This window comes from Pseudoalteromonas rubra (genome assembly GCF_000238295.3).
GTDB lineage: Bacteria > Pseudomonadota > Gammaproteobacteria > Enterobacterales > Alteromonadaceae > Pseudoalteromonas > Pseudoalteromonas rubra.
On sequence record NZ_AHCD03000036.1, the window covers coordinates 239,821 to 264,550 of the forward strand.

General features: G+C 50.1%; 17 protein-coding genes, 7 tRNA genes and 1 pseudogene. 15 read left to right on the forward strand and 10 right to left on the reverse strand.

Translation table 11 applies throughout. The annotated features are described in order from the left end of the window. Positions 1-15 precede the first annotated feature (15 nt). The 4 genes from PRUB_RS17910 to PRUB_RS17925 are packed head-to-tail and all read right to left on the reverse strand — an operon-like array spanning position 16 to position 3,045. A complete protein-coding gene (locus tag PRUB_RS17910; RefSeq protein WP_010385022.1) occupies positions 16-558 on the reverse strand; it encodes a 1,2-dihydroxy-3-keto-5-methylthiopentene dioxygenase in 543 nt (180 codons plus the stop codon). Beyond that, positions 555-1,751 carry an acireductone synthase gene (mtnC, locus tag PRUB_RS26625; protein ID WP_277925537.1) on the reverse strand — a complete coding sequence of 399 codons (1,197 nt, stop codon included), beginning with the start codon at positions 1,749-1,751 and terminating at the stop codon, positions 555-557. The genes PRUB_RS17910 and mtnC (PRUB_RS26625) overlap by 4 nt, the downstream gene beginning before the upstream one ends. Further along, positions 1,748-2,434 carry an acireductone synthase gene (gene mtnC, locus PRUB_RS17920; RefSeq protein ID WP_010385023.1) on the reverse strand — a complete coding sequence of 229 codons (687 nt, stop codon included), beginning with the start codon at positions 2,432-2,434 and terminating at the stop codon, positions 1,748-1,750. Before mtnC (PRUB_RS17920) ends, mtnC (PRUB_RS26625) begins: the two co-directional genes overlap by 4 nt. After that, positions 2,431-3,045, reverse strand: a complete 615-nt coding sequence (locus PRUB_RS17925; protein WP_010385024.1) for a methylthioribulose 1-phosphate dehydratase — start codon at positions 3,043-3,045, stop codon at positions 2,431-2,433. The genes mtnC (PRUB_RS17920) and PRUB_RS17925 overlap by 4 nt, the downstream gene beginning before the upstream one ends. 158 nt (positions 3,046-3,203) lie before the next feature. On the opposite strand from PRUB_RS17925, the gene PRUB_RS17930 reads away from it, so the two are divergent. Beyond that, positions 3,204-4,298 carry a methionine aminotransferase gene (locus PRUB_RS17930; RefSeq protein ID WP_052026412.1) on the forward strand — a complete coding sequence of 365 codons (1,095 nt, stop codon included), beginning with the start codon at positions 3,204-3,206 and terminating at the stop codon, positions 4,296-4,298. After that, positions 4,286-5,098: an amidohydrolase gene (locus PRUB_RS17935; protein ID WP_010385027.1), complete on the forward strand. Its 813-nt coding sequence runs from the start codon at positions 4,286-4,288 to the stop codon at positions 5,096-5,098. Before PRUB_RS17930 ends, PRUB_RS17935 begins: the two co-directional genes overlap by 13 nt. A 43-nt stretch (positions 5,099-5,141) precedes the next feature. Here PRUB_RS17935 and PRUB_RS17940 read toward each other — a convergent pair whose 3' ends face one another. The 5 genes from PRUB_RS17940 to PRUB_RS17960 form a co-directional block, all read right to left on the reverse strand. Next, the gene (locus tag PRUB_RS17940) at positions 5,142-8,450 is read right to left on the reverse strand and encodes a methyl-accepting chemotaxis protein (protein WP_010385028.1); all 3,309 of its coding nucleotides are present in this window, start codon (positions 8,448-8,450) and stop codon (positions 5,142-5,144) included. A 274-nt stretch (positions 8,451-8,724) separates the two neighbouring features. Further along, complete coding sequence (locus PRUB_RS17945; protein ID WP_010385029.1) at positions 8,725-12,054, reverse strand: amidohydrolase family protein; 3,330 nt, start codon at positions 12,052-12,054, stop codon at positions 8,725-8,727. Positions 12,055-12,192: 138 nt separating this feature from the next. Beyond that, a complete protein-coding gene (locus PRUB_RS17950) occupies positions 12,193-14,349 on the reverse strand; it encodes an ATP-binding protein (protein WP_010385030.1) in 2,157 nt (718 codons plus the stop codon). A gap of 111 nt (positions 14,350-14,460) precedes the next feature. Then, positions 14,461-15,117, reverse strand: a complete 657-nt coding sequence (locus tag PRUB_RS17955) for a helix-turn-helix transcriptional regulator (protein ID WP_010385031.1) — start codon at positions 15,115-15,117, stop codon at positions 14,461-14,463. A gap of 227 nt (positions 15,118-15,344) precedes the next feature. Continuing rightward, positions 15,345-15,716, reverse strand: coding sequence for a histidine triad nucleotide-binding protein (locus PRUB_RS17960; RefSeq protein ID WP_010385032.1), 372 nt, complete (start codon positions 15,714-15,716; stop codon positions 15,345-15,347). Positions 15,717-15,933: 217 nt separating this feature from the next. Between PRUB_RS17960 and PRUB_RS17965 the strand changes: the two genes are divergently transcribed. Continuing rightward, entirely contained in the window at positions 15,934-16,542 is a 609-nt protein-coding gene (locus tag PRUB_RS17965; protein WP_010385033.1) for a DUF2057 domain-containing protein, read from the forward strand. A 29-nt stretch (positions 16,543-16,571) separates the two neighbouring features. On the opposite strand, the gene PRUB_RS17970 is transcribed toward PRUB_RS17965, so the two are convergent. Next, positions 16,572-18,419 carry a M1 family metallopeptidase gene (locus tag PRUB_RS17970; protein WP_010385034.1) on the reverse strand — a complete coding sequence of 616 codons (1,848 nt, stop codon included), beginning with the start codon at positions 18,417-18,419 and terminating at the stop codon, positions 16,572-16,574. A gap of 130 nt (positions 18,420-18,549) precedes the next feature. Here PRUB_RS17970 and murB point away from each other — a divergent pair, with 130 nt between their 5' ends. The 12 genes and pseudogenes from murB to tuf (PRUB_RS18030) all read left to right on the forward strand — a co-directional run bounded on the left by murB (position 18,550) and on the right by tuf (PRUB_RS18030) (position 24,600). Beyond that, on the forward strand, positions 18,550-19,563 hold the full coding sequence (murB, locus tag PRUB_RS17975) for a UDP-N-acetylmuramate dehydrogenase (protein ID WP_040644735.1): 1,014 nt from the start codon (positions 18,550-18,552) through the stop codon (positions 19,561-19,563). After that, positions 19,556-20,551 (forward strand): bifunctional biotin--[acetyl-CoA-carboxylase] ligase/biotin operon repressor BirA, encoded by a 996-nt coding sequence (gene birA / locus PRUB_RS17980; RefSeq protein ID WP_010385036.1) that lies wholly within the window; start codon positions 19,556-19,558, stop codon positions 20,549-20,551. Before murB ends, birA begins: the two co-directional genes overlap by 8 nt. After that, positions 20,548-21,246, forward strand: a complete 699-nt coding sequence (locus PRUB_RS17985) for a type III pantothenate kinase (protein ID WP_010385037.1) — start codon at positions 20,548-20,550, stop codon at positions 21,244-21,246. The genes birA and PRUB_RS17985 overlap by 4 nt, the downstream gene beginning before the upstream one ends. 128 nt (positions 21,247-21,374) lie before the next feature. Beyond that, positions 21,375-21,450: transfer RNA gene (locus PRUB_RS17990), tRNA-Thr, on the forward strand. A 41-nt stretch (positions 21,451-21,491) separates the two neighbouring features. Then, positions 21,492-21,576: transfer RNA gene (locus PRUB_RS17995), tRNA-Tyr, on the forward strand. A gap of 44 nt (positions 21,577-21,620) precedes the next feature. Further along, positions 21,621-21,695: transfer RNA gene (locus PRUB_RS18000), tRNA-Gly, on the forward strand. 12 nt (positions 21,696-21,707) lie between these two features. Further along, positions 21,708-21,783: transfer RNA gene (locus PRUB_RS18005), tRNA-Thr, on the forward strand. 142 nt (positions 21,784-21,925) lie between these two features. Beyond that, positions 21,926-22,942: pseudogene (tuf, locus tag PRUB_RS18010) on the forward strand (elongation factor Tu); the annotation flags it as partial. Between the two features lie 39 nt (positions 22,943-22,981). Further along, positions 22,982-23,066 (forward strand) — tRNA-Tyr (locus tag PRUB_RS18015). Between the two features lie 44 nt (positions 23,067-23,110). Next, positions 23,111-23,185, forward strand: a tRNA-Gly gene (locus PRUB_RS18020). Between the two features lie 12 nt (positions 23,186-23,197). Continuing rightward, positions 23,198-23,273, forward strand: a tRNA-Thr gene (locus tag PRUB_RS18025). Between the two features lie 142 nt (positions 23,274-23,415). Then, entirely contained in the window at positions 23,416-24,600 is a 1,185-nt protein-coding gene (tuf, locus tag PRUB_RS18030) for an elongation factor Tu (RefSeq protein WP_010387468.1), read from the forward strand. Positions 24,601-24,730: the final 130 nt, after the last annotated feature.

Genomic DNA, 24,730 nt, shown 5'->3' on the forward strand with positions numbered 1-24,730 from the left:
TGCCGGACGAGCGCTTTAATCCAGTAACGGAAAGCGCTCGGCGATAGGGTTGTCAGTACTTTGTGCCACCCAGCCCTGCTCATTGTTGAACAGCCGGATTGCGGTAAATTGGGGATCGCTGCCCATATCAAACCAGTGAGGTGTCATTGCGGGTACTGAAATCAAATCGCCCTGCTGGCACAGAACCTGATAAACCCGTTCGCCGATATGCAGGCAAAATAGCCCCTGGCCCTGAACAAAAAAGCGTACTTCATCTTCGCTATGGGTGTGCTCAAAAAGAAACTTCTGACGCATAACGGGCGCGTCAGGATGCCCTTTTGGCAAAGAGATCACGTCCACAGTCTGATAGCCATCCTGTGCTTTCAGGCGAGCAATGTCCTGTTCATATGCCTCAAGAATGTCATCGTGTGATGTTGTCTGGTTTATCTCATATGCGGCTTGCCATTGCTCAAAGCGGACACCCACCTGAGCAAGCTGGGCGGCTATCTGGGTGTGTGCCTCACTGTGGAATTCAATGTTATCCGGGTGCTGATCATGATAAATGGTCAATTGGCTCATCGTGACTCCTGTGCATTATATTGGCTGAAATCTTCAATAAAGGGATGTGCCTGCGTCCGCGGCTGTCCGTCACGCCACAATTGCAGGGTCTGCATGCCCGCTGTTTTTGCTGCATCCAGCTCGGCCACCACATCGCTCAGAAAGAGCACTTCATGCGCCGCAAAGGATAGCTGACTGGCGATGGCCTGATAGGCCTCGGGTTGCTGTTTGGCACCTATCCGGGTATCAAAATAACCACTGAATAAGGGACGCATATCGCCATAGTCCGAATGGGCAAACAGCAGTTGCTGGGCCTGCACTGAACCAGACGAATAGACATAGAGTGCAGTGCCCGCAGCATGTTCGGCAGACAAAAACTGGTGCGCATCTGGGTAAATATGGCCGGTAAAATCGCCATTTTGATAGCCATGTTGCCAGATCATGCCCTGTAATTGTTTCAGCGGCGTGACTTTCTTATCTTCAGCGATCCAGCTGAGCAGTGCCTGGATAACCTGATCCAGTGAGGCTTGTGGTGCGTTCAGTTCAGCACGCACTGCATCAAGCTGTGCAGTCACTTCCGGGGTGTGTGCATGCTGGCGCACGAAATCGGGTAGCTTGTCTGTGGCATAGGTGAACAGGATCTCTTTGACGAAAGAGATACGGGTAATGGTGCCTTCGATGTCGGTCAAACGCTCGGCGATAGGGTTGTCAGTACTTTGTGCCACCCAGCCCTGCTCATTGTTGAACAGCCGGATTGCGGTAAATTGGGGATCGCTGCCCATATCAAACCAGTGAGGTGTCATTGCGGGTACTGAAATCAAATCGCCCTGCTGGCACAGAACCTGATAAACCCGTTCGCCGATATGCAGGCAAAATAGCCCCTGGCCCTGAACAAAAAAGCGTACTTCATCTTCGCTATGGGTGTGCTCAAAAAGAAACTTCTGACGCATAACGGGCGCGTCAGGATGCCCTTTTGGCAAAGAGATCACGTCCACAGTCTGATAGCCATCCTGTGCTTTCAGGCGAGCAATGTCCTGTTCATATGCCTCAAGAATGTCATCGTGTGATGTTGTCTGGTTTATCTCATATGCGGCTTGCCATTGCTCAAAGCGGACACCCACCTGAGCAAGCTGGGCGGCTATCTGGGTGTGTGCCTCACTGTGGAATTCAATGTTATCCGGGTGCTGATCATGATAAATGGTCAATTGGCTCATCGTGACTCCTGTGCATTATATTGGCTGAAATCTTCAATAAAGGGATGTGCCTGCGTCCGCGGCTGTCCGTCACGCCACAATTGCAGGGTCTGCATGCCCGCTGTTTTTGCTGCATCCAGCTCGGCCACCACATCGCTCAGAAAGAGCACTTCATGCGCCGCAAAGGATAGCTGACTGGCGATGGCCTGATAGGCCTCGGGTTGCTGTTTGGCACCTATCCGGGTATCAAAATAACCACTGAATAAGGGACGCATATCGCCATAGTCCGAATGGGCAAACAGCAGTTGCTGGGCCTGCACTGAACCAGACGAATAGACATAGAGTGCAGTGCCCGCAGCATGTTCGGCAGACAAAAACTGGTGCGCATCTGGGTAAATATGGCCGGTAAAATCGCCATTTTGATAGCCATGTTGCCAGATCATGCCCTGTAATTGTTTCAGCGGCGTGACTTTCTTATCTTCAGCGATCCAGCTGAGCAGTGCCTGGATAACCTGATCCAGTGAGGCTTGTGGTGCGTTCAGTTCAGCACGCACTGCATCAAGCTGTGCAGTCACTTCCGGGGTGTGTGCATGCTGGCGCACGAAATCGGGTAGCTTGTCTGTGGCATAGGTGAACAGGATCTCTTTGACGAAAGAGATACGGGTAATGGTGCCTTCGATGTCGGTCAAAATTGCTTTGATCATGCGTTTTTTTCCAGTTGTCTGCGCGTCAGTTCGCAGTTAAACAAAAACTCCAGTGCCTCGATATGACGACGCGTTTCACTGATGTCTGCCCCCATTGCGTAAAGTCCATGGCCGCGGATCAGCACCCCGTGCTGAACAGGCGTATGGGCATGGTATTCAGCCACCCGACGTGCCAGGGCTGGAATATCCTGATCGTTGTCAAAGACTGGAATAGCCAGGGTTTCCAGGTGACTGGTAAAACCATGCAGGGCTTTTTGCATTTCGTACCCCTGAATGTTTAGGCTGTGCTCAGCTGTTAGCCGAGACAGCACCGTTGCCGCAACGGAGTGGGTATGCAAGATGCAGTGTGTACGCGCACTGAGTGCATACAGGGCAAGGTGCAGCTCAGTTTCGGCTGAAGGCTTACCGGTTCCGCCGGTATGTGTGCCTTCGGTATTGAACTCAAGAAAATGCTCGGGTTGCAACGCCCCTTTGTCATGACCACTGGCCGTGACAACAAAGCCCTGCTCTGTTCTAATGGAAAAGTTGCCCCCGGTTGCCGGTACCCAGCCTTGCTCACTGAGCCAGCGTCCGGCGTCTATCAGGGCATGTTTCGCTTGTGCTGATTGCATACGCTTACCTCTCACGAATAACATCGTGGATAATTTTAGACGGCTATACTTCTATTTGCAGCAATGATAGCATCGCTCGGGCCGTTACACCACACACAAACGAGGACTTGGCAGTGGAAAGTAAATTACCTCATGTAGGCACCAGTATTTTTTCAAAGATGACCGCGCTGGCCAATCAGCACGGTGCACTGAACCTGTCTCAGGGTTTTCCTGAATTTGATGCGCCAGAGCGCCTTAAACTGCGGTTGACTCAGCATGTACAAGCGGGGATGAACCAGTACGCGCCATCACCCGGGGTGCCGGCGCTACAGCAGCAGATAGCGGCCCTAGCGGAGCGCAAATATGGTGCGCAGATCGACGCCGAGGCGCAGGTCACCGTCACTGCCGGCGCCACAGAAGCCTTGTTTGTTGCCATTCAGACCCTGGTACGCCCGGGTGATGAAGTGATCGTGTTTGACCCGGCCTATGACTCTTACCATCCGGCGATAGAGCTGGCAGGTGGCACCAGTGTGCACATTGCCTTGCAGGCGCCTGATTATCAGGTTGACTGGCAGCAGGTTGCGTCAGCCATCACACCTCAAACTCGCGCTATTATTGTTAATACGCCACATAACCCAAGTGCGAAAACACTCAAAGCAGCGGATATGGCAGCGCTTAAGGCCTTGGTGATTGAACATGACTTGTATGTGATCAGCGACGAAGTTTACGAGCACATTACCTTTGATGCACAGCCACATTTGAGTGCGTTGCGCGACCCGGCGCTGGCAGTACGTGCTATGGTGGTGGCTAGCTTTGGTAAAACCTTCCATTGTACGGGCTGGAAGCTGGGGTATTGCATTGCTCCAGCGGCACTGAGCAAGGAATTTCGTAAAATTCATCAGTATGTGACCTTCTCCTGTTTTACGCCGGCACAGTTAGCGTTGGCTGACATGCTCAATGAGGAGCCGGAGCATGTGGATGCACTGGCTGATTTCTATCAGCATAAGCGCGATCTGTTGGCAGAGGCACTGCAAAGTAGTCGATTCACTATTTTGCCCAGCGAGGGGAGCTATTTCCTGTTGCTGGATTACAGCGCTATCTCGTCACTGGATGATGTGCGCTTTTGTGATTATCTGGTGGAAGAAGTCGGGGTGGCCGCAATTCCGCTGAGCGTATTTTATGCCGATGGCAGTACAGATAAAGTGATCCGCCTGTGTTTTGCCAAAGAAGACAACACCTTAGTGGAGGCGGCGAAGCGTTTATGTCAGCTTTAACAGTAGCTCTGGTTCAGCAGGCGATTGAGTGGCTGGCACCGCAGAACAATTTTGCGCAGCTGGAAAGGCAGTTGGGCGCACAGCAGGCGCAACTCAATGATTGCGATCTGATCATTTTGCCGGAAACCTTTGCAACCGGTTTTGCATTGGCTGAAGCGTGTGCAGAGCCGCCTGAGCAGGGAGAAGCGCTGGCTTTTTTACAGCAGTTGGCACAGCGCTGGCAGGCCGTCGTGGCGGGCAGCGTGTTGGTGGATCTGGGCGAAAAGAAAGCCAACCGTTTTTACTGGTGCTGGCCGGATGGCACCGTGCGCTATTATGACAAACGCCATTTATTCTGTCTGGGTAAAGAAGGGGATTATGTGCATGCCGGACAGGAACGAGTCGTTGTTGAGGTAAAGGGATTTCGGATCTTACCTCAGGTATGCTATGACCTGCGTTTTCCGGTGTTCCAGCGTAACCGCAATGATTATGATGTGATGATCAATGTGGCTAACTGGCCTGCTGCACGACGTCGGATCTGGGATACCTTATTGCAAGCCAGAGCAATTGAAAATCAGTGTTATGTGCTGGGCTGCAATCGTATTGGTGACGATGGCTATGGAACAGCGCACAATGGCGGTACCGCTGCTTATGATTTCACTGGTGCATTACTGGCCGGTGCCCCGGATGACGCAGCCGATGTACTCGTGGTTAGTCTGGAAAAGGCGCCACTGGATACCTTTAAACAGGGGTTTCCTGCCCACCTTGATGCCGATGACTTCGTGTTACCCGCACTGCAAAAAGGGCCGCGCGACGAATGAATTCGTCGCGCCAAGTTAAAGCTGGTATGCCTGCCGAAACAGCCTAAGACGCGTTGTAGCTGTGAATGAGCAGCTCCTGCTCAGGGGGAGCCAGCGCTGTTTGCTGTTGCGAGGCAATCGAAAAATAGCCAAGCAACTCACGCATTGCATTCGCCTGATCTGCCATTTGTCTGGCTGCAGCCATGGTTTCTTCCGTAATGGCTGAGTTTTCCTGAATCAAATCGGTCAGGCGCTGCACCACAATGTCTACTTCTTTGATTGACTGTTGCTGCGTGGTTGTCGACTGATTGATTTTCACTATATTCTGACTGACATCGGCAACAGCCTGCACTATCTGGTGCAGCTTATCGCCTGAATTATTAGCCAGCTGAGTGCCTTGTTCCACTTTTTCGTTGCTGTTAGCGATGATCTCTTTAATTTGCTTTGCAGACGCGGCACTGCGACCCGCCAGCTCACGCACTTCATTGGCAACCACGGCAAAACCCCGGCCATTTTCGCCGGCGCGGGCTGCCTCCACCGCAGCATTAAGGGCCAGCAAGTTGGTCTGGAATGCCAGTGCATCGATCACCGATACGATTTCATTGATGTCTTTGCTGGCTCGGTTTACTTCTCCTATAGCATCAACCGTGTCCTGCGATAAAGAGCCTCCTTCTTTAGCGATGGTCTCCGCATTGCTGGCCAATTCCACGGCCGTACCGGATTGTTGTGCAACCTGAGTCAGTTCTTCCAGCATATGGCCTGTGCTTGCGCTGGCCTCTTCCAGGTTGGCAGCTTGTTCCTCGGTGCGCTGGCTGATCTCGGTGTTACTGGCGGCAATCTCGCCAGCACTTTGTGTGACCTGGCCGGCCGCATACTGGATCCCTTCAATTACTTCAGTCAACTTGGCAATGGTGGCATTCACGTCACGCTGCAGGGTCTCAAACACACCTTCATAGTGACCGTTGATCTGCTCATTTAACTGTCCTTTAGCCAGTGCCCCGAGTACCCGGGTGACTTCATTGATGGCATCAGAGACTGTGGTTGTTGAGGTATTCACGTCCTCTTTAAGTTGCAGTAACTGACCTTGCAGGTCGGATTCTATCTGGATAGTAAAATCACCCTGACTCATGGCTGACATCACGCTTGCCAGCTCTTCAATAACACGGCTGAGGTTATTGACCGAGTGGTTGATATCGCCTTTGAGGGTGTCCAGCTGGCCCCGCATGGGAGAGTTGATGGTGCGATCAAAGCGGCCACGGCTGATTGCCATCATCACAGATGAAATCTCACTGATGGCTTCGTCAACACTGCTGATCGACACATTAATGTGTTCTTTCAAGTCGCCAAGCTGCCCCTGAGCTGGTGTTGATACTTCCTGTTTAAAGTCTCCTTCGCTGACCGCAGCCATGGTATGGCCAATGTCTTCGATAATGGCGGCAAGGTTTTCGACACTGGAATTTGTGTCTTCTTTGAGCTCTTCCAATTGACCACGCAGTGGCAATTCGAGACGCTTACTAAAATCGCCCTGGCGCAATGCACTCATCATCGCTGCCAGTCCATCTATGGCGCTGGCGACACTGCTTACGGAATTGTTGACGCTGACTTTGAGCTGCTGCAGGCTACCTTGTGCTTCTACCTGTACTTGCCCCCTAAAGTGGCCTTGCTCCATGTCCGACATCACGGTGACAATTTCTGTCATGGTGGTGTTGATTGAATGCATTGAGCTGTTGATGTGCTGCTTCAGGGTTGCCAGGTCGCCACACATGTCTGACTGCAACTGTTTATCAAACTGACCTTCCGACATGGCGTGGATCACCTGGCCGATGTCGCTCAGTGCACTTTGCAAGCTCTGGGCACAATCATTGGTGGCGCGTTTAAGGGTATCCAGTTCACCTTTACAGGGGGCACTGATCCGGTCATCAAAGCGACCGGCTGCCATGCGGTCCATGACTCGGTTTGTTTCCGAAATAGACAATTGCAGTGCGTCCAGTAGTGAGTTGAATGCTTGTCCGCAGCGGCCAATTTCATCATTGATGTCAATCTTGGTACGTAATGCAAAGTCGCCTTCTTGTTCTACCTGACGCATGGTATTGACCAGCGCATGAACCGGACGGGTCAGGGTTCGGGCAAACCAGAATGCGGCCAGAATGATCATCATCACACAGGCCGCCAGCACGATAAGCAGCTGAGTACGCAAAGTATTAATGGGGGCGAAGGCTTCGGCCTCATCAATTTCAGCCAGCAATGCCCAGCGTACATTAAATACGTCTACAGATGTGTATGCTGACAACACAGGATTGCCATTGTAGTCCAGCACCACTTTTTGCCCTTGCTGTCCCTGCATGGCCAGCTGAAATGCCTCGGTATTCACTGTGCCTTTTTCAGGGTGGCGGAATGAGGCAGTTACGGAGTGATGAACCGGATCCAGATAAGAATCTGAGCGCATCAGGCCTTCCGGGCCAACCAGGTAGGTCTCGCCGCTCTCACCCAATCCCTGACGTTCAGTCATGATGGCATTCAGGGCGTCAATGGAGAGTTGAAAGATCAGTGTGGCAGATACCTGACCGTCGATGACCAAAGGTGCGGCAACAAAACTGGCCGGGGCATTGTAAGAAGGCAGGTATTGCTCGTAATCAACAAAGGCCATTTCTCCTTCTTTGGTGAGCTCGCGGGCTGCCAGAAATGCCTTGGCAAGATTACTTTGTGCATAAGGGCCGTACAGTAATGAAGTGGCAAAATCGCTCTCTTTGTAAACCGAATAGATCACATTGCCATTTAGGTTATCGACGATAAAAATATCGTAGAACTCGTAAACATCGGCAATTTTTGTGAAAAATGCGTGGTATTGGCTATGTATTTCATCATACGCATCATCAACACCGCTGCTGGTCAGGTTGACTTTTTCGCCCAGAGGGTGAGGGTTCTCGGCCAGGTAGCGAGTCTGAAGCGTGATCCCCTGAGGAGATAACTCCGAGAGCAATATTGCGGGGGGCGCCGCTTGCTCGTTGAGTGATTTAAATTGGGGCGCAAACTGCTCACGGTAAAAGCGTGTCAGGCTGGTGGGGGTGGCAACCGCATCCTCAACTTCGCCATAGGCGCGCATAAAATCTGTAGCCGCCTGTTGGACATAAGGATTGACAGCCAGCGATACCAGTTTGTCCTCAACGCCATTGAAATGGCGCTCAATGGCGCTTTCTTTAATTTCGCCTACTGCACCCAGCTGGGCATAGACTTGCCGGCTCATTGCATCGGATGATTGTATCAGCGCCATGGCGATAATGATGACGGTGGGGATCAGGGCGACCAGTAGAAAGGCCGAGATCAATTTTTGTGTCAGGTTAAGTGACTTAAAAAAGTGGCTGAGATCAGACATGCTCCCTGCTCCTTGTATTCGCTGATATACCCGTGAGGCTGATCGAAAAAACTTAGGGTGATGGCCTCGTTAAGCAGTCATCATAGCATGAGCCTGACGACAGAGTATCCTATTCAGTGACACAGTTTAGAACAGTTCTCGACAATATCCAGCAACCGGATCGGGACAAATAGGCGTATGTAAGGCCTTGTTGCCAGAAGATAAATGCTCAAATTAGACATTTAGTGAAAAAAAAGCAGCCTTTCGGCTGCTTTATGAATGAAATGACCAGATATTAGTGTTTCCAGTGATATTTATGTGCTTTCTCTTCCATATAGGCTTCCGTCGCCGGATGCATTGGCGTCTTGGTGCCATTTTCGAAGAACAGCGGCTGGCGCTGCACATTATAGTTGCCGGTTTCATTCATGGTCGCGGCATCATAGATACGACCATTCAGTACTGTGTAGGCAACTTTTTCTGATTCACGAATGTCATTCAGAACGTCACCGTCGATGATCACTAAGTCGGCAAGCTTACCTTTTTCAATGGTGCCGATATCATGGTCCATTGCCAGGTATTTCGCACCGTCGATGGTACCGCTGCGTAGCGCTTCCCAAGGTGTGAAGCCACCTTGTGCCATAGACCACAGCTCCCAGTGCGCACCCAGACCTTCACGCTGGCCGTGTGCGCCAATGTGCACGGTTACGCCTTTGTCGCGCAATTGTTTGGCAGATTTCGCGGCATTGATGTGGTTGTAGTGGTGCTCAGGCGCTTTTTCACGACGTACAGAGCGTGGATTTAGGATGTAGTCCGGAACAAAGCTCGCCAGGCGCTCATTCTTCCACACATCTGTGGTGTCATAGAAATAGTCTTCCCCTTTGATACCGCCGTAGGCAACGTTAAAGGTCGGTGTAAAGCCCGCTTCAGTCTGACTCCACATCTGAGTGACATCTGAATAAATGTTCGGGATTGGCAGGGCGTGTTCCAGGCCAGTGTGTCCATCAATGATCATATTCATGTTCTGCTGGAATTTAGAACCGCCTTCTGGCACCACCATGATTTCCATCTGCTTTGCAGCTTCCAGCACTTGCTGGCGGGTATCACGACGCGGATGGTTGTAGCTCTTAACCGTAATTGCACCGGCGTCTTTCAGACGTTTAACGTGGAACTGAGCGTCTTCGAGATTGCTGATAGGGGTTTTATAGCCCGGCGCATTACCGGCATAGAGGATCCGGCCTACAGAGTAAATACGTGGTGCCACGGTCAGGCCGGCACGTTGTAATTCAGCCATAGAGAAGACTTCGTTAGAGTCATTCGATGGATCGTGAATGGTCGTCACACCAAAGCTGACATTAGACAACTGGTTCCAGTTTTGTTCAGGTTGCAGATTGTAGCTGCCATAGCTGCCGTGAGCGTGTGCATCGACCAGACCCGGGATCACCGTTTTGCCCGTGATGTCCATCACTTTGGCTTTGCTTGGGATCTGGATGTCGGCACGGGTACCCACTGCGATAATGCGATTTTCTTCAATCAGCACCACCCCGTCTTCGATGATCTCTTGTTGTTCATCCGCGTTGCGCATCGTGACGACTTTACCGCCAACCAGGGCCAGGATGCCTTCAGGCTTGTCGGCCTTTTTCTCAAAGCTCAGGTCGATGCCTTCGGCAGTTAAAGGTGCAGCCTCGGCTACAGCCCCTTTCAAAAACGCAAAGGTGTCGGTCAGCTTACGCTGATATAAAGTCGGACCAAAGGCCCAGGTCAGTGCGCTGCTGTCCGCCTTCCAGTTCAGGAAGTCACCAGAGTATTTAGAGACCTGTTGTACCGGGAACGATTTAGTGCCCTTGTTGATAGACAAGGTTTTACCTGTGCTGGTAAAGGGCGCAACGAAGGTGTTGAAGTTCTCGATGAAAGCAACATAGTTGCCGTCCGGAGAGACACGATAATCAAAAATGTAGTCGCCTTTGAAGTGTGAACGTTCTTTTTCACCACTGAGGTCGACTGATTTCAGTTCGCGATGGGTTTCATCGCTCATCACGCTGAAATAGATGCGGTCTTTTTCCGCACCGAAGTGTGGGTTATCACCACGCTTAATGATGCGTTTGGCTTCGCCACCTTTGGCGCTGGTCAGGTAAATACCTGGTTCCATCGACCAGTCACCACTGAGCAGGTAGCCCCCGGTTACTTTGCGATACAATACGTGTTTACCATCTGGCGAGAAACTTGGGTTGATGTAGTGGCCTGGATCCTGAGTGATCACCCGGCCTTTACCCCCACTGGCTGATACAATGCGTACGGCGCCTAAGTCCTGATCGTCCCAGCTGGTGTATACAATGTACTTACCATCGCGTGAGAAGCTTGGGTAGAATTCAAAATGATCGTTCTGTTTGGTAACGCGACGTACCTTACCAGAAGCGATGTCTTTGGTGTACAGGTGGCCCAGCGCCTGGAACAGCGCGGTTTTACCGTCTGGTGAAATTTGTGACCAACGTGCCAGCTTAACCTTGAATGCATCCGGTGCCACATCAACGGCAAATTTCAGTGCCGGGGTAATCTCTTTTTCAGCAACCACTCGGGTTGGGATCACCTTGGCTTGTTTGCTTGCAATATCCACTTTATGGAAGACGCCGCCAGCCCAGAAAACCAGTGCTTTGCCATCTGGCGTGTAAGCGAATGCCGGAGTATTGCCCTGAGCACCATTGGCTTCTTGCAGGTCACGATCCAGCCCTGAGAAGATCTCTGTTTCTATACCTGATTTCAGGTCTTTGATATACAAGGCACTTTGCATCACCTCGCCATTCTCAATACGTTTCACGAACGCCAGAGATTTACCATCCGGGCTTGGTGTTGGGCGAATTGCACCGCCGGAACCACGGATCACGGTTTCTTCTTCACCGGTGGCCAGATCCCAGGAGCGGATCTCGAACACGGAGCCCAGAGCATTTTTGTTATATTGCCAGGTTACGCCAGGTGTGGCATCAAGGGAGTAATAGAGCTTTTTACCATCGGTTGAGAAAGCGGGCTCGGCGATATTCTTCTGTGATTTTGCGCCATGCAAACGATCTCGTACGACAACGCCTTTACCGCCTGAAATGTGGTACATGCGGATCGAGCCGCCCGGGATCGTACGACCGGTTACCTGGCCTTGTTTGACCGCAATGTACTGACCGTCAGGCGACCAGGCCGGGTTATGCAGCAGGTTGTGAGACTCATCAGAGACTTTACGCATGTTGTCGCCGTTGACGTCCATCACCCACAGGTTTTCAGCGCCTTCGCGGTCTGAGATAAAGGCGATTTTGCTGCCGTCCGGAGAAAACTTAGGCTGGAAGTTCCAGGCTCTGTCGCTGGTAATGGCCGTTGCTTTACCGCCATTGATAGGCATGACATAAATGTCACCCAGCATATCGAAAATGATAGATTGACCATCGGGGCTGACGTCCAGGTTACTCCAGGTGGTTTCATTGGTGTCTATGGTAATGGTTTGCTTGTCACCCGGTGGATTCAGTACATTCCACTCTTTGCTGCTCGCCGCTTGTGCCTGATCTGTGGTGGCCGCCACGCTCGGCGTACTAAGGCCAATCATGGCCGCACCGATGGCAATGGCCAGCGATGATTTATGTAGTGTCATTTAAAAATTTCCTTCAGATTTCTTGTTATCTGGGCAGTTAGCTGCCCTGTGTCAGTTAGGATGACTAAATTTTCCAATAAAGTCGACATTGCGGCGATAAAAGTACCGCTTTGTGCGTTTGGCTTTCGGCGCTTCACCTCAGCTGAGTGTTTGGTGCCGTACGTACTGTAAATAGGCTTCCAGACTCTGCTGCCACAAGACCATGGCATCGGCCAGTTCCTCGTCACAGCGTTTTTTATCCAGCAGTCTGCGTTCAATTTTCTTGAGTGTCAGACCATAGCGATTGAAACCCAGTTGTAGCGCTGTGCTGGCCTGACGATGCAGGAGTTTGATGCACTGTTGATCGTCCTCATCCAGCAATTGCTGAATGTGGCGCAGTTTCGTGCGGGCGGACAAAACAAATTCATTGTAAATGGAAGACACTTCGTCTTCACTAAAGCCGCTTAGGGATCCCACTGCACTCTCGTCGTACAGGGTGTCGCTGAGCTCGACGCTGATATCAGGGGTTTGCGCCTTTTGTGAGTTGCTAATGGCCTGACGTAGTTTATCTTGTTTAATCGGCTTGCCCACAACATCACGGATCCCCAGTGCCAGGTACTCTTTAACCTCCTCGGGGCTCAGGCTGGCGGTAAAGGCTAAAAATGGGGTACGGCGATTTTTATGCTCAATGTTCTTCAGTCGTTTGAGCACCTCCTGACCCGTTAAGTCTGGCAAGTTCATATCCAGCAGAACAACATCAAAGGCATGCTCCGTAAGTTGTTCTATGGCACTTTGGCCATCGTTGGCCAGCTTAATTCGGTGCTCATCAATGGCCATAAATTCGATGGCTATTTTGCGGTTCAGGTCGAGATCTTCCACCAAGAGAACATCCAGGCCGGTCGCATAGTCGACATTGTGATGGCGCTTTTCAACCAGACTGAGCTCGCCGACCGTTAAGGTGAGATCAAAGCTGAAAGAGCTGCCTTTATCCAGTTCACTGATGATCTCGAGCTGACTGCCCATTTTATCCAGCAGGCGTGCTGTGATCGCTAATCCAAGCCCGGTGCCGCCTTTGGTTTTGCCGGCGCTGCTCTGGACATAGGGTTCGGTCAGTTTTTCGATGTCCTCTTCTTCAATGCCTGGGCCGGTGTCTATCACACTGAAACGTACCCGGTGTTCCATATTGCCTTCTTTGATCAGTTCGACACAGACCTTTACTTCGCCTTGATCGGTAAATTTAATGGCGTTGCCAACCAGGTTCAGCAGGATCTGACGCAGCTTTTGCTGGTCGCAGTAGTAGCAAACCTGCTCCGGCATGTCATACACCAGGGTAAAGGTCAGCCCGCGTTGCTCTGCCATGGGTGTCATCAGCAGGCACAGGTTATTAAGCCAGCTTTTGAATTCAATGTCCTCGGCGGCCAGCACTTCATCACTTTGCTCCAGACTGGCATAGTCGAGCACTTTATCGATCAGCAGGTTGAGTGATTCAGCGGAGTTAATAATGGCTTCGCAATAGGCTTTGCTGGCCTGATCCCCAATGCGGTTCAGTACAAGTTGCGCACTGCCCAGTATGCCGTTAAGTGGGGTACGGATCTCATGGCTGACGGTGGACAAAAACAGGCCGCGGATCTCAAGGTCTTGCTGTGCTTTTTCGGTCAACCGGTTGAGGTTATGTTCACGTCGCTCATTACATAAAATGGCCATACCTGTGGCATAAAAAATGGGTGCCAATACGCCGTTGAAAAAGAGTGTAATGGTGAACCAGGGACTGTCCAGCAGGTTGCCATGGTGGATCTCTCCCATAAGTAAGGTGCGACCGGTAAACACACATAAAATAAAGCTCAGCACGATGAGGTAAACAATACTGCCATTGGGGTACAGAGGGTGGGCATAGCGGATAAAATAGTACAGCAACAGCAGGGCCTCGGCGATATGCTGAAGATCGGAGATGAGAATTCGTTGTCTGAGGCCCGGCGCTACAGCACTGAAATACACCAGGGCACAAAATAACACTCCTGTGACTATCAGATAAAACTGAAAGGCTTTGTCACGGACCCCGAGAAATTGGCTGATCGCCCAGCAATGCAGCACGGATGCCGCAAATAACAAGCCGTTTGCAATGCCTATGGTCTGCCACTGCTGGAAGTGGCTGTGCAGTGCAAAGCCGATAATGCCGGCAAACAATACCATAGGGTAAAAAATGTATAACACAGTGCCGGGGGTGTCTTTATTGGCCCGCCATGTTAGATAATTTAGAAGGGTCATCATCGCCGTCATGACGACGCTGGTGACATACAGAGTTTTGGGATCCAGCATGGTGTGCCCTAGCAATCAATCGACTTTGCTAGCATAAAAGGAAGTGAGATATCAGTAAAGCAGTAGACAGTGCCGGGGTTAACCCCGGCACTGTTACAGTAGAGAAGGCGGTTAGCGGATCTCGTCCGGGATATTTTGTTGCGCCCAGGACAATAATTCAATTCGATTCCGGCATTTCGTTTTTCTGAATGCACTATACAAGTGCGTCTTCACCGTATGTGGGCTGATGTTCAGATCTTCGGCAATCTCTTTGTTCTTTGACCCTTTACTCATCAGGGTAATAATGGCTTTTTCACGTTTCGTGAGTTTAACCGGCTCAATATCCCCTTCGGTCAGTTTGTGTAGCGCATCTTTATTAAACTGCAACATACGGTTTAATGCATTACACATAATTTCGCGACGATACCAGAGCTGATCTTCCATCAGCAGGCGGATACCTTTCATCAGGACATCCGCATTATCTGTGGTGTAGAAGACACCACGGATACCGCTGAGCAATGCGCGATTGGCCAGCTCAGGGTTCTCATCCAAGTTAAACAGGACAATGTCACAACTGACTTTCAGGTTGACCAGCTGTTCTTTCAACTGACCCCAGGCGTCGTTGACGGCTGTTTCGATGAAGAGCAAACGAGTGTTCTCTGGTACATCTGAAATATCGGTCCCAGTGATTACGTCCAACCCCTGAGTTTTCAGCAATGGTTGTAATACATTGACGCCTATGGTGTTAATAGGCTCTTTGTCTAGCAATAAAAATGCAGTACTGCTCATGTGGAAAACACTCTCATTCTGTCTGATTACGCAATGCTATCACGTGATTCAGGCCTTTTGTATTAGAAATATCATCAATAAATAGATTGTTCTGCTATATATTGTGGCATTTCTGATCTTGTTGTCGAATTAAAGCCTTAGTGAAATAACTAAGGCTATGAAATTTATAATTTTAATTTTTTAATTGCTAATATGTTAGTAAATTACATTCATTAACAAAGAATAATTTAGCCTAGTACTTTTTTCTTATCCTGGTATGGGGGCCAGCCCATTTCTTTCCCGGCAAGCACGTGTAAATGAATGTGGTAAACGGTCTGACCGCCATCGTTGTTGCAATTCATGACTGCGCGATATCCGTTTTCTGCAAAACCATGCTCTTTAGCAAGTTTAGCTGCTACCAGATATAAGTGCCCAACCAGGTGTGCATTTTCTTCATTAATGTCATTCATGGTGGCGATGGGGGTTTTAGGTATCACCAGTACATGAAAGGGCGCTTGTGGGTTAATGTCCTTAAATGCCAGGGCCAGATCATCTTCAAACAGGATATCGGCGGGAATTTCCCGATTAATTATCTTGGTAAAAATTGTTTCTTGGCTCATTATTTTTCCTTGTATACGATAGTTTAGCTGATCAGCATAGCGTGCAAAGAGTAAGATACAAGCGAAAAGTGTTGTTCAGAGTTTGGTCACCTGAAAACCGAATACCCATACCAGTGGAGCGGGTATGTAGGTCTCAACTGCGCGCTTGAATTCTCTGTTGCTATTTTGGGTTCAAAGCTAAGTGTCAGTCACATTAACAACAAAATAAAGAGGAATTATGAAGAAAAAACGCATTTTTTACTTTCTGTTACTCAGTCTGCTGAGTGGTCGAGCAGTGGCTGCGCAATTATCTTTTCCGGAAGAGTTGTTACCGCTACAGGTGGGGCAACAGGAGATTGAGCATTCCTTTTTTAATAAAGTACGGGATCTGACGCTCGCCGCGGGCACGCACCAGGTGAAAATCAAGTATACGGACTTGTACGAGATTGGGTATGACGATCATGAAGTGATTGAATCAAAGCCATTTTGGGTGAGTGTTGAGGTTACGGATCAGGGCGGTTATCAGGTTGGGTTTGATCGGGCCGACACACTAAAAGCGGCTAAGCAATTTGCAAAGCAGCCCAGACTCTGGCTGAAGGCCCCTGATGGCACACGCACACCGATAAAGGTGCTTGCACATCAACTGCAGGTGCGGGCCGTACCAGCCACCGAACCTATGCCAGAGGCGGTACCAGTGAAGCCGCAATTTTCAGACTCTTTGCCGGTAGAGCCGCCTGTGGCACCTCAGGCTGGAAAGCCTGATGCCGCAGCAATGCTGGACTTTTGGTGGCAACAAGCCAGCCCGGCGCAGCGTGCGGCGTTTTTAGAAAAAGTGCAGCCCCGATGAGGCTGCACTTTTACTGGTTGCGATACTAACTAGTTCGCAAAGATAGCGTCAATGGTGCCCTGGGCTAATGGGTGGTAACCCGGGCGGGCTTTCTGATACACCTGATAGGCCCAGTCACGTTTACCATTGGCAACGAGTGATTTGTACAGGCGAACAATCAACTTGCGACGGCCAATACCGCTGAGGTGTTTGTCGAGCGCCGGATAGATGGCCTCATAGCCGTTGCCAACTGCCAACATGAACCAGGCAAACGCCAATTCTGCGTTGGTAGAGTCAGTTAACCCAAACGCCTGGTCTAGCGCGACCATTTTATCTTCGGCCAGATCGCGTGGCAGATTATTGATAAAGTGCAACCACTCATGCACTGTCCAGCTCGCGGTGGGTATGCTGTCTAATGTACTGTTACCCGCTAACCAGGCTTTAGTAGAAGCATCGACTTTGTCAAACGCATCAGAAGTGGGGTTAGGTGCATCTGCAGGTAGGCCTGGCGCGTGGATCCACTCATTGACCTTATCCATGCTGACAATGCCAGGGTGTTTGTTGATGAGGTGTTTCTCTATGTATTGAACAAACTCGGCTGTGGTCAGCGATTTGAACGCATAGGCATCAAAATACCCTTTCACAAAGGCATCAAACACTTTACGGCCAAACTTTTCTTCCAAATAGATAAGGAACAGCTGCCCTTTGGTGTACGGAATAGAGCTGAATGCGTCGTCCGGATCGCGACCATTGAGGCGCAGGTTTAGACGGGTGTCAGGTGCCGATAATTCTTTAACGACAGCGCGTAACCGGGCGGAATCCAATGCCTGCTCCATGACAGCACGCTCGCGACCAAAGACTTCTTCCATAATGCGGTTTTCGACATAAGAGGTAAAACCTTCATTTAGCCATAAGTCTTCCCAGGTGGCGTTAGTAACCAGGTTGCCTGACCAGGAATGTGCCAGTTCGTGGGCGATGAGGTTAACCAGGCTTTTATCACCTGCGACGACGGTCGGGGTAATAAAGGATAAACGTGGATTTTCCATGCCACCAAACGGAAAGCTGGGTGGAAGCATCAATAAGTCATAGCGTCCCCAGGCATATTCCCCATACATGACATTGGTTTTGTCGATCATGGCCTGGGTATCATTAAATTCAGCGACGGATGCATCGAGGATCTGTGGCTCGGCGAAGATAGCGGTTTGGTGTGACATCTCTTTGTATTCAAGGTTACCTGCGCCGATTGCTATCAGATAAGGCGGAATGGCTTGTGGCATATCAAACCAATAGTCACCGTCTTTGATTAACGCACCGCTGTTGTCGGCACTCATAACCGCACGAACGTCTTCAGGGGTGTTAACACGGGCAGAATAGGTAACGCGCATCGCCGGCGTATCCTGGACGGGGATCCAGCTGCGTGCGTGGATAGCCTGAGACTGGCTGTACATAAACGGATGGGACTTGCTGGCGGTTTGCTCTGGTGTCAGCCACTGCAAACCAGATGCCTGCGGCAAGCTGTTATAGTAGATGCGCGCTTTTTTTGCTTGTTGTTTAAAGCGGATAGTCAGTTTGGCGCCTTTCACGTCATCGCGTTGAGCAAGGGTGAAAGCCGCTGGGTACCATTTGCCGTTGCTGCCCTGATACATCACTTTATCAATTTCAAGGTCTCGGGTATCCAGTACCAGGGTTCTGGCTTGTTTGTTTTGCCATGCCAGCGTGTGTTCCACAAAACCTTCCAGCTGTTTGTCTGCAAAGTCGACATCCAGATCCAGGTGAAGGTGTGTACTGATCACGTCGTTGAGGTTGGCATAGGTGTGTTCGTCCACCGCCTGAGCACTCAGCGCGGTGTGTGACAGGCCTGCTAAAGCAAGACCAAAGGTTAGGGCAGAAAGTTTCATTATTATCCTTGCTCATGATGTGAGTAGAGCCGATGTTATACCACTTAAGTGCCAAAATGACACCTTGATGCGCCAGAGCCAAGGATAGGCTACACTAGCGGCAATTTTGCATTAGTTACAGGGTTCGGGTGTGCATTCTTTGCAGTCATTACACACATTCTCGCTACCGGCGTCATGCAGCTCCTTGCTGCGTATAACGGATCCGGCGCAGCTTTACGACCACGATTTTAGTACGCCGTTTTACATTTTAGGTGAGGGCAGTAACAGTGTGTTCCTGAGCGATTATGCGGGCACAGTGATCCAAATGGCCAATCGTGGGGTGGCTATCGAAGAACAAGCCAATCATTATGTTGTGCGCGGAGCAGCCGGTGAATCCTGGCATGCACTGGTGATGCATCTGCTGGCACAAGGGATTGGCGGACTGGAGAATTTAGTCTTAATCCCGGGCACCCTGGGTGCAGCCCCGATCCAGAATATTGGCGCTTATGGTGTGGAGCTGGCCGATGTGCTGTATCAGGTACGGGGCTTTGATATTGCCAGCCGAACCATGCAAACCGTAGATAAAGCGGCTTGTGAGCTTGGCTATCGCGACTCTGTGTTTAAACATGCTCTGAAAGACCGCTTTATTATTACTGAAGTGACACTGCATTTGCCCAAGCAGTGGCAGCCTGTGCTGAGCTATGGCCCGCTAAAAACACTCTGCCACGAGACGGTGACCCCACAGGTAGTCGCGGAACAAGTGATGGCAACCCGACGCAGTAAATTGCCGGACCCTCAGGTGCTGGCAAACGCCGGGAGCTTTTTTAAAAACCCGGTGGTCGACAAAACGCAAGCTCAGGCCCTGACGCAAAGTTACCCCGACTTACCCCTTTATCCGGTAGACGCAAAGCGATGCAAACTGGCCGCTGGCTGGCTGATTGAACACGCCGGGTTAAAAGGCTATCAACAGGGGGGCGTTCGGGTTTACGATCGTCAGGCATTAGTATTGGTTAATGACGGGCATAGCGAAGGTACGGATCTCAGGGCGGTGATCAGCCATATTCAACAGACAATATTCAACAAGTTTGGCATTGTGCTGGAGCATGAAGTCAGGCTGATAGGCCCACAGGGTGAAATTACAATACAGGAAGTACACCATGGTTAAAGCACCAGATGGCAACAAGCTGGCCATTTTACATGCTCTAAAGAGCGGTGAGTTTGTCTCCGGACAGGCACTGGGCGAGCAGTTGGGGATCAGCCGCGCGGCGGTGTCTAAGCATATTAAATCGCTGCAGCAAATGGGCATTGATATCTTCAAGGTGACGGGTAAAGGTTATCGGCTCAATAACAGCCTGCCTTTATTAGAGGAAGCCGAGATCCGCCAGAGCTGGGGACAGCTCAGCGACACGCCATGCCAGATAGAAGTGCATTCAATTATTGACTCAACCAATAGCGAGCTGATGCGCCGTATTCAGGCCAATCAGCTAATTCCACGTGGGCAAGTGCTGGTTGCGGAAATGCAGCAGGCAGGGCGTGGTAGACGCGGGCGTCAGTGGCAGTCCCCATTTGGTGCGAACCTCTACTATAGCTGCTATTGGCAATTGGAAGAGGGCATGCAGGCCGCAATGGGGTTGTCGATAGCCGTCGGGCTGGCGGTAAATGATGCGCTCAAAGCGTTATTCGATCTGGATGTACAATTGAAGTGGCCAAATGATGTGTATCTGAATGAACAAAAGCTGGCGGGCATTTTGGTCGAGTTGGATGGTCAGGTTGAAGGTCCCTGTCATCTGGTAATTGGTATTGGCCTGAATGTGGCGATGCCAGACAGCGCGGCTGGGCAAATCGATCAGGCCTGGACGGATTTGAACCAGCACGTAAACGCGGTGAACAAAAATCAGTTGGTGGCCGTGCTGACTTTGTGTCTGCAAAAACGCTTGGAGATCTATGAGCGCCACGGACTGAGTGTGATGACCGAGCAGTGGAATGCATTAAACGTATATCGTCAGCAGGCCGTGACGCTGACAACAGGACAAAAACAATGGCGGGGCATTTGTGAGGGGATTGATCAGCAAGGTGGGTTGGTGTTGCGTCAGGATGGCGAGCTGAAGACCTACTACGGGGGAGAAATTTCTGTGCGTAAGGAGCTGTCATGAAGCTGTTGGTTGATGTGGGCAACACGGCACTGAAAACTGCGACTTTGACAGGTGAGACGATCGCCTTGGTTAATGAGGCGGATATTCCTTGGTCAGAAATAGATGAAGTGCTGATTGCTCAGGTTGGCAAAGGCGAGCTGGTGGCGCCATTGATTGCACGTGCGCAGCAACTGGCGATCCCCCATTACCATGCCGCGGTGAGCGCGACATTGGGTAAACTGCGGTGTGCCTATCCGCAATTTGAAAATCTGGGTATAGACAGGTGGCTGACCGTGGTAGCTTGCTACCACCTTTATCCACAACAAAGCTGCGTGATATTGGATTGCGGAACCGCCAGTAAAATTGATGTGCTAAATAGTGAAGGGCAACATCTCGGCGGCTGGATTTTACCGGGCCTGGATATGATGCTTAGTAGTTTGGTTGCCAACACTCAGAAAGTATTCAGTGACGATACCAGCTTATTTCTGCCTGAGCTCGGCACGAACACACCGAATGCGGTAAAAAATGGGGCCTTGGTTGCGACGCTTGGCGCTTTGGAGTTTTACCTGAGCAAGTCGAATGAGGATCCGGTGATTGTATGCGCCGGTGGATACGGCGAATTAATGCAACAACACTTGGCCCGCCCCAGTACATATAACGATATTTTGGTCCTGCAAGGCCTGATGTACTGGCGTAAATATCAGCAGTTTGCATAATAATTTGCCTGCAATACAGGTTTTTGCTGTAAATGTGACCATTTAAACAATTATCTGTGATTTTTTTTGATTTGGGTGTTGCATAGTCCCGGCCATTCCTCTAATATCTCGCCCCGTACTAAAGCAGTGCCGACTTAGCTCAGTTGGTAGAGCAACTGACTTGTAATCAGTAGGTCATCCGTTCGACTCGGATAGTCGGCACCAGTTTTTAAATAGCAACGCTTTAGACAAGAATTTTTTGACGTGGAGGGGTTCCCGAGCGGCCAAAGGGATCAGACTGTAAATCTGACGGCACTGCCTTCGCTGGTTCGAATCCAGCCCCCTCCACCACTTTATTCTTGACGGTTAGAGGTAGTTAAGAACAGGTTCCTAAAGCGGGCATCGTATAATGGCTATTACCTCAGCCTTCCAAGCTGATGATGCGGGTTCGATTCCCGCTGCCCGCTCCAGTTTTCTGGTGTGCTGATATAGCTCAGTTGGTAGAGCGCACCCTTGGTAAGGGTGAGGTCGGCAGTTCAAATCTGCCTATCAGCACCAGTCTTCGGATCTTCCTAAATACTTCCTTTGATTTGTCATAAAAACATTTATAATTGTACTGAATAATTCTAGTCTGCCGCCGCTGTGGCGTGTGGATTATTTTTATATGTAATCTAGATACACAAAACTTATAGGTTCCGTCATGGCAAAAGAAAAGTTTGAACGTTCGAAACCGCACGTTAACGTTGGTACTATCGGCCACGTTGACCACGGTAAAACTACCCTAACTGCAGCAATCACTAACGTACTTGCAAAAGTATACGGTGGTGAAGCGAAAGACTTCGCATCAATCGATAACGCTCCAGAAGAGCGTGAGCGTGGTATCACAATCTCAACTTCACACGTTGAGTATGACACTCCAACTCGCCACTACGCGCACGTTGACTGTCCTGGACACGCTGACTACGTTAAAAACATGATCACTGGTGCTGCTCAGATGGACGGCGCGATCCTGGTAGTTGCTGCAACTGACGGTCCTATGCCTCAAACACGTGAGCACATCCTACTTTCTCGTCAGGTTGGTGTACCTTACATCATCGTATTCATGAACAAATGTGACATGGTTGACGACGAAGAGCTACTAGAGCTAGTAGAGATGGAAGTTCGTGAACTTCTTTCTGAGTACGACTTCCCAGGTGATGACCTGCCTCTAATCCAGGGTTCAGCTCTTAAAGCGCTAGAAGGCGAGAAAGAGTGGGAAGACAAGATCGTTGAGCTTGCAGAAGCACTAGATTCTTACATCCCAGAGCCAGAGCGTGACATCGATAAGCCTTTCATCATGCCTATCGAAGACGTATTCTCAATCCAGGGTCGTGGTACTGTTGTAACTGGCCGTGTTGAAGCTGGTATCATCAACGTGAACGACGAAGTTGAAATCGTAGGTATCAAAGAAACTACGAAGACAACTTGTACAGGTGTTGAAATGTTCCGTAAGCTGCTTGACGAAGGTCGTGCAGGTGAGAACATCGGTGCACTTCTACGTGGTACTAAGCGTGATGAAGTTGAGCGTGGTCAGGTTCTTTGTAAGCCTGGTTCAATCAACCCACACACTAAGTTCACTTCAGAAGTATACGTACTGTCTAAAGATGAAGGTGGCCGTCATACTCCATTCTTCAAAGGCTACCGTCCACAGTTCTACTTCCGTACAACTGACGTAAGTTTTTAAATAGCAACGCTTTAGACAAGAATTTTTTGACGTGGAGGGGTTCCCGAGCGGCCAAAGGGATCAGACTGTAAATCTGACGGCACTGCCTTCGCTGGTTCGAATCCAGCCCCCTCCACCACTTTATTCTTGACGGTTAGAGGTAGTTAAGAACAGGTTCCTAAAGCGGGCATCGTATAATGGCTATTACCTCAGCCTTCCAAGCTGATGATGCGGGTTCGATTCCCGCTGCCCGCTCCAGTTTTCTGGTGTGCTGATATAGCTCAGTTGGTAGAGCGCACCCTTGGTAAGGGTGAGGTCGGCAGTTCAAATCTGCCTATCAGCACCAGTCTTCGGATCTTCCTAAATACTTCCTTTGATTTGTCATAAAAACATTTATAATTGTACTGAATAATTCTAGTCTGCCGCCGCTGTGGCGTGTGGATTATTTTTATATGTAATCTAGATACACAAAACTTATAGGTTCCGTCATGGCAAAAGAAAAGTTTGAACGTTCGAAACCGCACGTTAACGTTGGTACTATCGGCCACGTTGACCACGGTAAAACTACCCTAACTGCAGCAATCACTAACGTACTTGCAAAAGTATACGGTGGTGAAGCGAAAGACTTCGCATCAATCGATAACGCTCCAGAAGAGCGTGAGCGTGGTATCACAATCTCAACTTCACACGTTGAGTATGACACTCCAACTCGCCACTACGCGCACGTTGACTGTCCTGGACACGCTGACTACGTTAAAAACATGATCACTGGTGCTGCTCAGATGGACGGCGCGATCCTGGTAGTTGCTGCAACTGACGGTCCTATGCCTCAAACACGTGAGCACATCCTACTTTCTCGTCAGGTTGGTGTACCTTACATCATCGTATTCATGAACAAATGTGACATGGTTGACGACGAAGAGCTACTAGAGCTAGTAGAGATGGAAGTTCGTGAACTTCTTTCTGAGTACGACTTCCCAGGTGATGACCTGCCTCTAATCCAGGGTTCAGCTCTTAAAGCGCTAGAAGGCGAGAAAGAGTGGGAAGACAAGATCGTTGAGCTTGCAGAAGCACTAGATTCTTACATCCCAGAGCCAGAGCGTGACATCGATAAGCCTTTCATCATGCCTATCGAAGACGTATTCTCAATCCAGGGTCGTGGTACTGTTGTAACTGGCCGTGTTGAAGCTGGTATCATCAACGTGAACGACGAAGTTGAAATCGTAGGTATCAAAGAAACTACGAAGACAACTTGTACAGGTGTTGAAATGTTCCGTAAGCTGCTTGACGAAGGTCGTGCAGGTGAGAACATCGGTGCACTTCTACGTGGTACTAAGCGTGATGAAGTTGAGCGTGGTCAGGTTCTTTGTAAGCCTGGTTCAATCAACCCACACACTAAGTTCACTTCAGAAGTATACGTACTGTCTAAAGATGAAGGTGGCCGTCATACTCCATTCTTCAAAGGCTACCGTCCACAGTTCTACTTCCGTACAACTGACGTAACTGGTAACGTTGAGCTGCCAGAAGGCGTAGAAATGGTAATGCCTGGTGACAACATCAAGATGACTGTTGAGCTAATCGTTCCAATCGCGATGGACGAAGGTCTACGTTTCGCGATCCGTGAAGGTGGCCGTACAGTTGGTGCTGGTGTTGTAGCTACAATCGTAGAATAATCTACAGATTGCAGTAACACTGTGAAAAAGGTCGCTTAGGCGGCCTTTTTTAATGCCTGAAATATGGCGATGGAAAATGCGGTGTGGAAGTACATCCATGTAGCGACGCCCATCGCGCATCCGTGCGCTC

Coding starts and splice junctions, on each gene's coding strand:
- mtnC (WP_010385023.1), bottom strand. CDS start 2,434: ATGATCAAAGCAATTTTGACCGACATCGAAGGCACCATTACCCGTATC.
- PRUB_RS17985 (WP_010385037.1), top strand. CDS start 20,548: ATGAAGCTGTTGGTTGATGTGGGCAACACGGCACTGAAAACTGCGACT.
- tuf (WP_010387468.1), top strand. CDS start 23,416: ATGGCAAAAGAAAAGTTTGAACGTTCGAAACCGCACGTTAACGTTGGT.
- PRUB_RS17945 (WP_010385029.1), bottom strand. CDS start 12,054: ATGACACTACATAAATCATCGCTGGCCATTGCCATCGGTGCGGCCATG.
- PRUB_RS17965 (WP_010385033.1), top strand. CDS start 15,934: ATGAAGAAAAAACGCATTTTTTACTTTCTGTTACTCAGTCTGCTGAGT.
- PRUB_RS17930 (WP_052026412.1), top strand. CDS start 3,204: ATGACCGCGCTGGCCAATCAGCACGGTGCACTGAACCTGTCTCAGGGT.
- PRUB_RS17960 (WP_010385032.1), bottom strand. CDS start 15,716: ATGAGCCAAGAAACAATTTTTACCAAGATAATTAATCGGGAAATTCCC.
- PRUB_RS17925 (WP_010385024.1), bottom strand. CDS start 3,045: ATGCAATCAGCACAAGCGAAACATGCCCTGATAGACGCCGGACGCTGG.
- PRUB_RS17910 (WP_010385022.1), bottom strand. CDS start 558: ATGAGCCAATTGACCATTTATCATGATCAGCACCCGGATAACATTGAA.
- PRUB_RS17935 (WP_010385027.1), top strand. CDS start 4,286: ATGTCAGCTTTAACAGTAGCTCTGGTTCAGCAGGCGATTGAGTGGCTG.
- mtnC (WP_277925537.1), bottom strand. CDS start 1,751: ATGAGCCAATTGACCATTTATCATGATCAGCACCCGGATAACATTGAA.
- PRUB_RS17950 (WP_010385030.1), bottom strand. CDS start 14,349: ATGCTGGATCCCAAAACTCTGTATGTCACCAGCGTCGTCATGACGGCG.
- birA (WP_010385036.1), top strand. CDS start 19,556: ATGGTTAAAGCACCAGATGGCAACAAGCTGGCCATTTTACATGCTCTA.
- PRUB_RS17970 (WP_010385034.1), bottom strand. CDS start 18,419: ATGAAACTTTCTGCCCTAACCTTTGGTCTTGCTTTAGCAGGCCTGTCA.
- PRUB_RS17940 (WP_010385028.1), bottom strand. CDS start 8,450: ATGTCTGATCTCAGCCACTTTTTTAAGTCACTTAACCTGACACAAAAA.
- PRUB_RS17955 (WP_010385031.1), bottom strand. CDS start 15,117: ATGAGCAGTACTGCATTTTTATTGCTAGACAAAGAGCCTATTAACACC.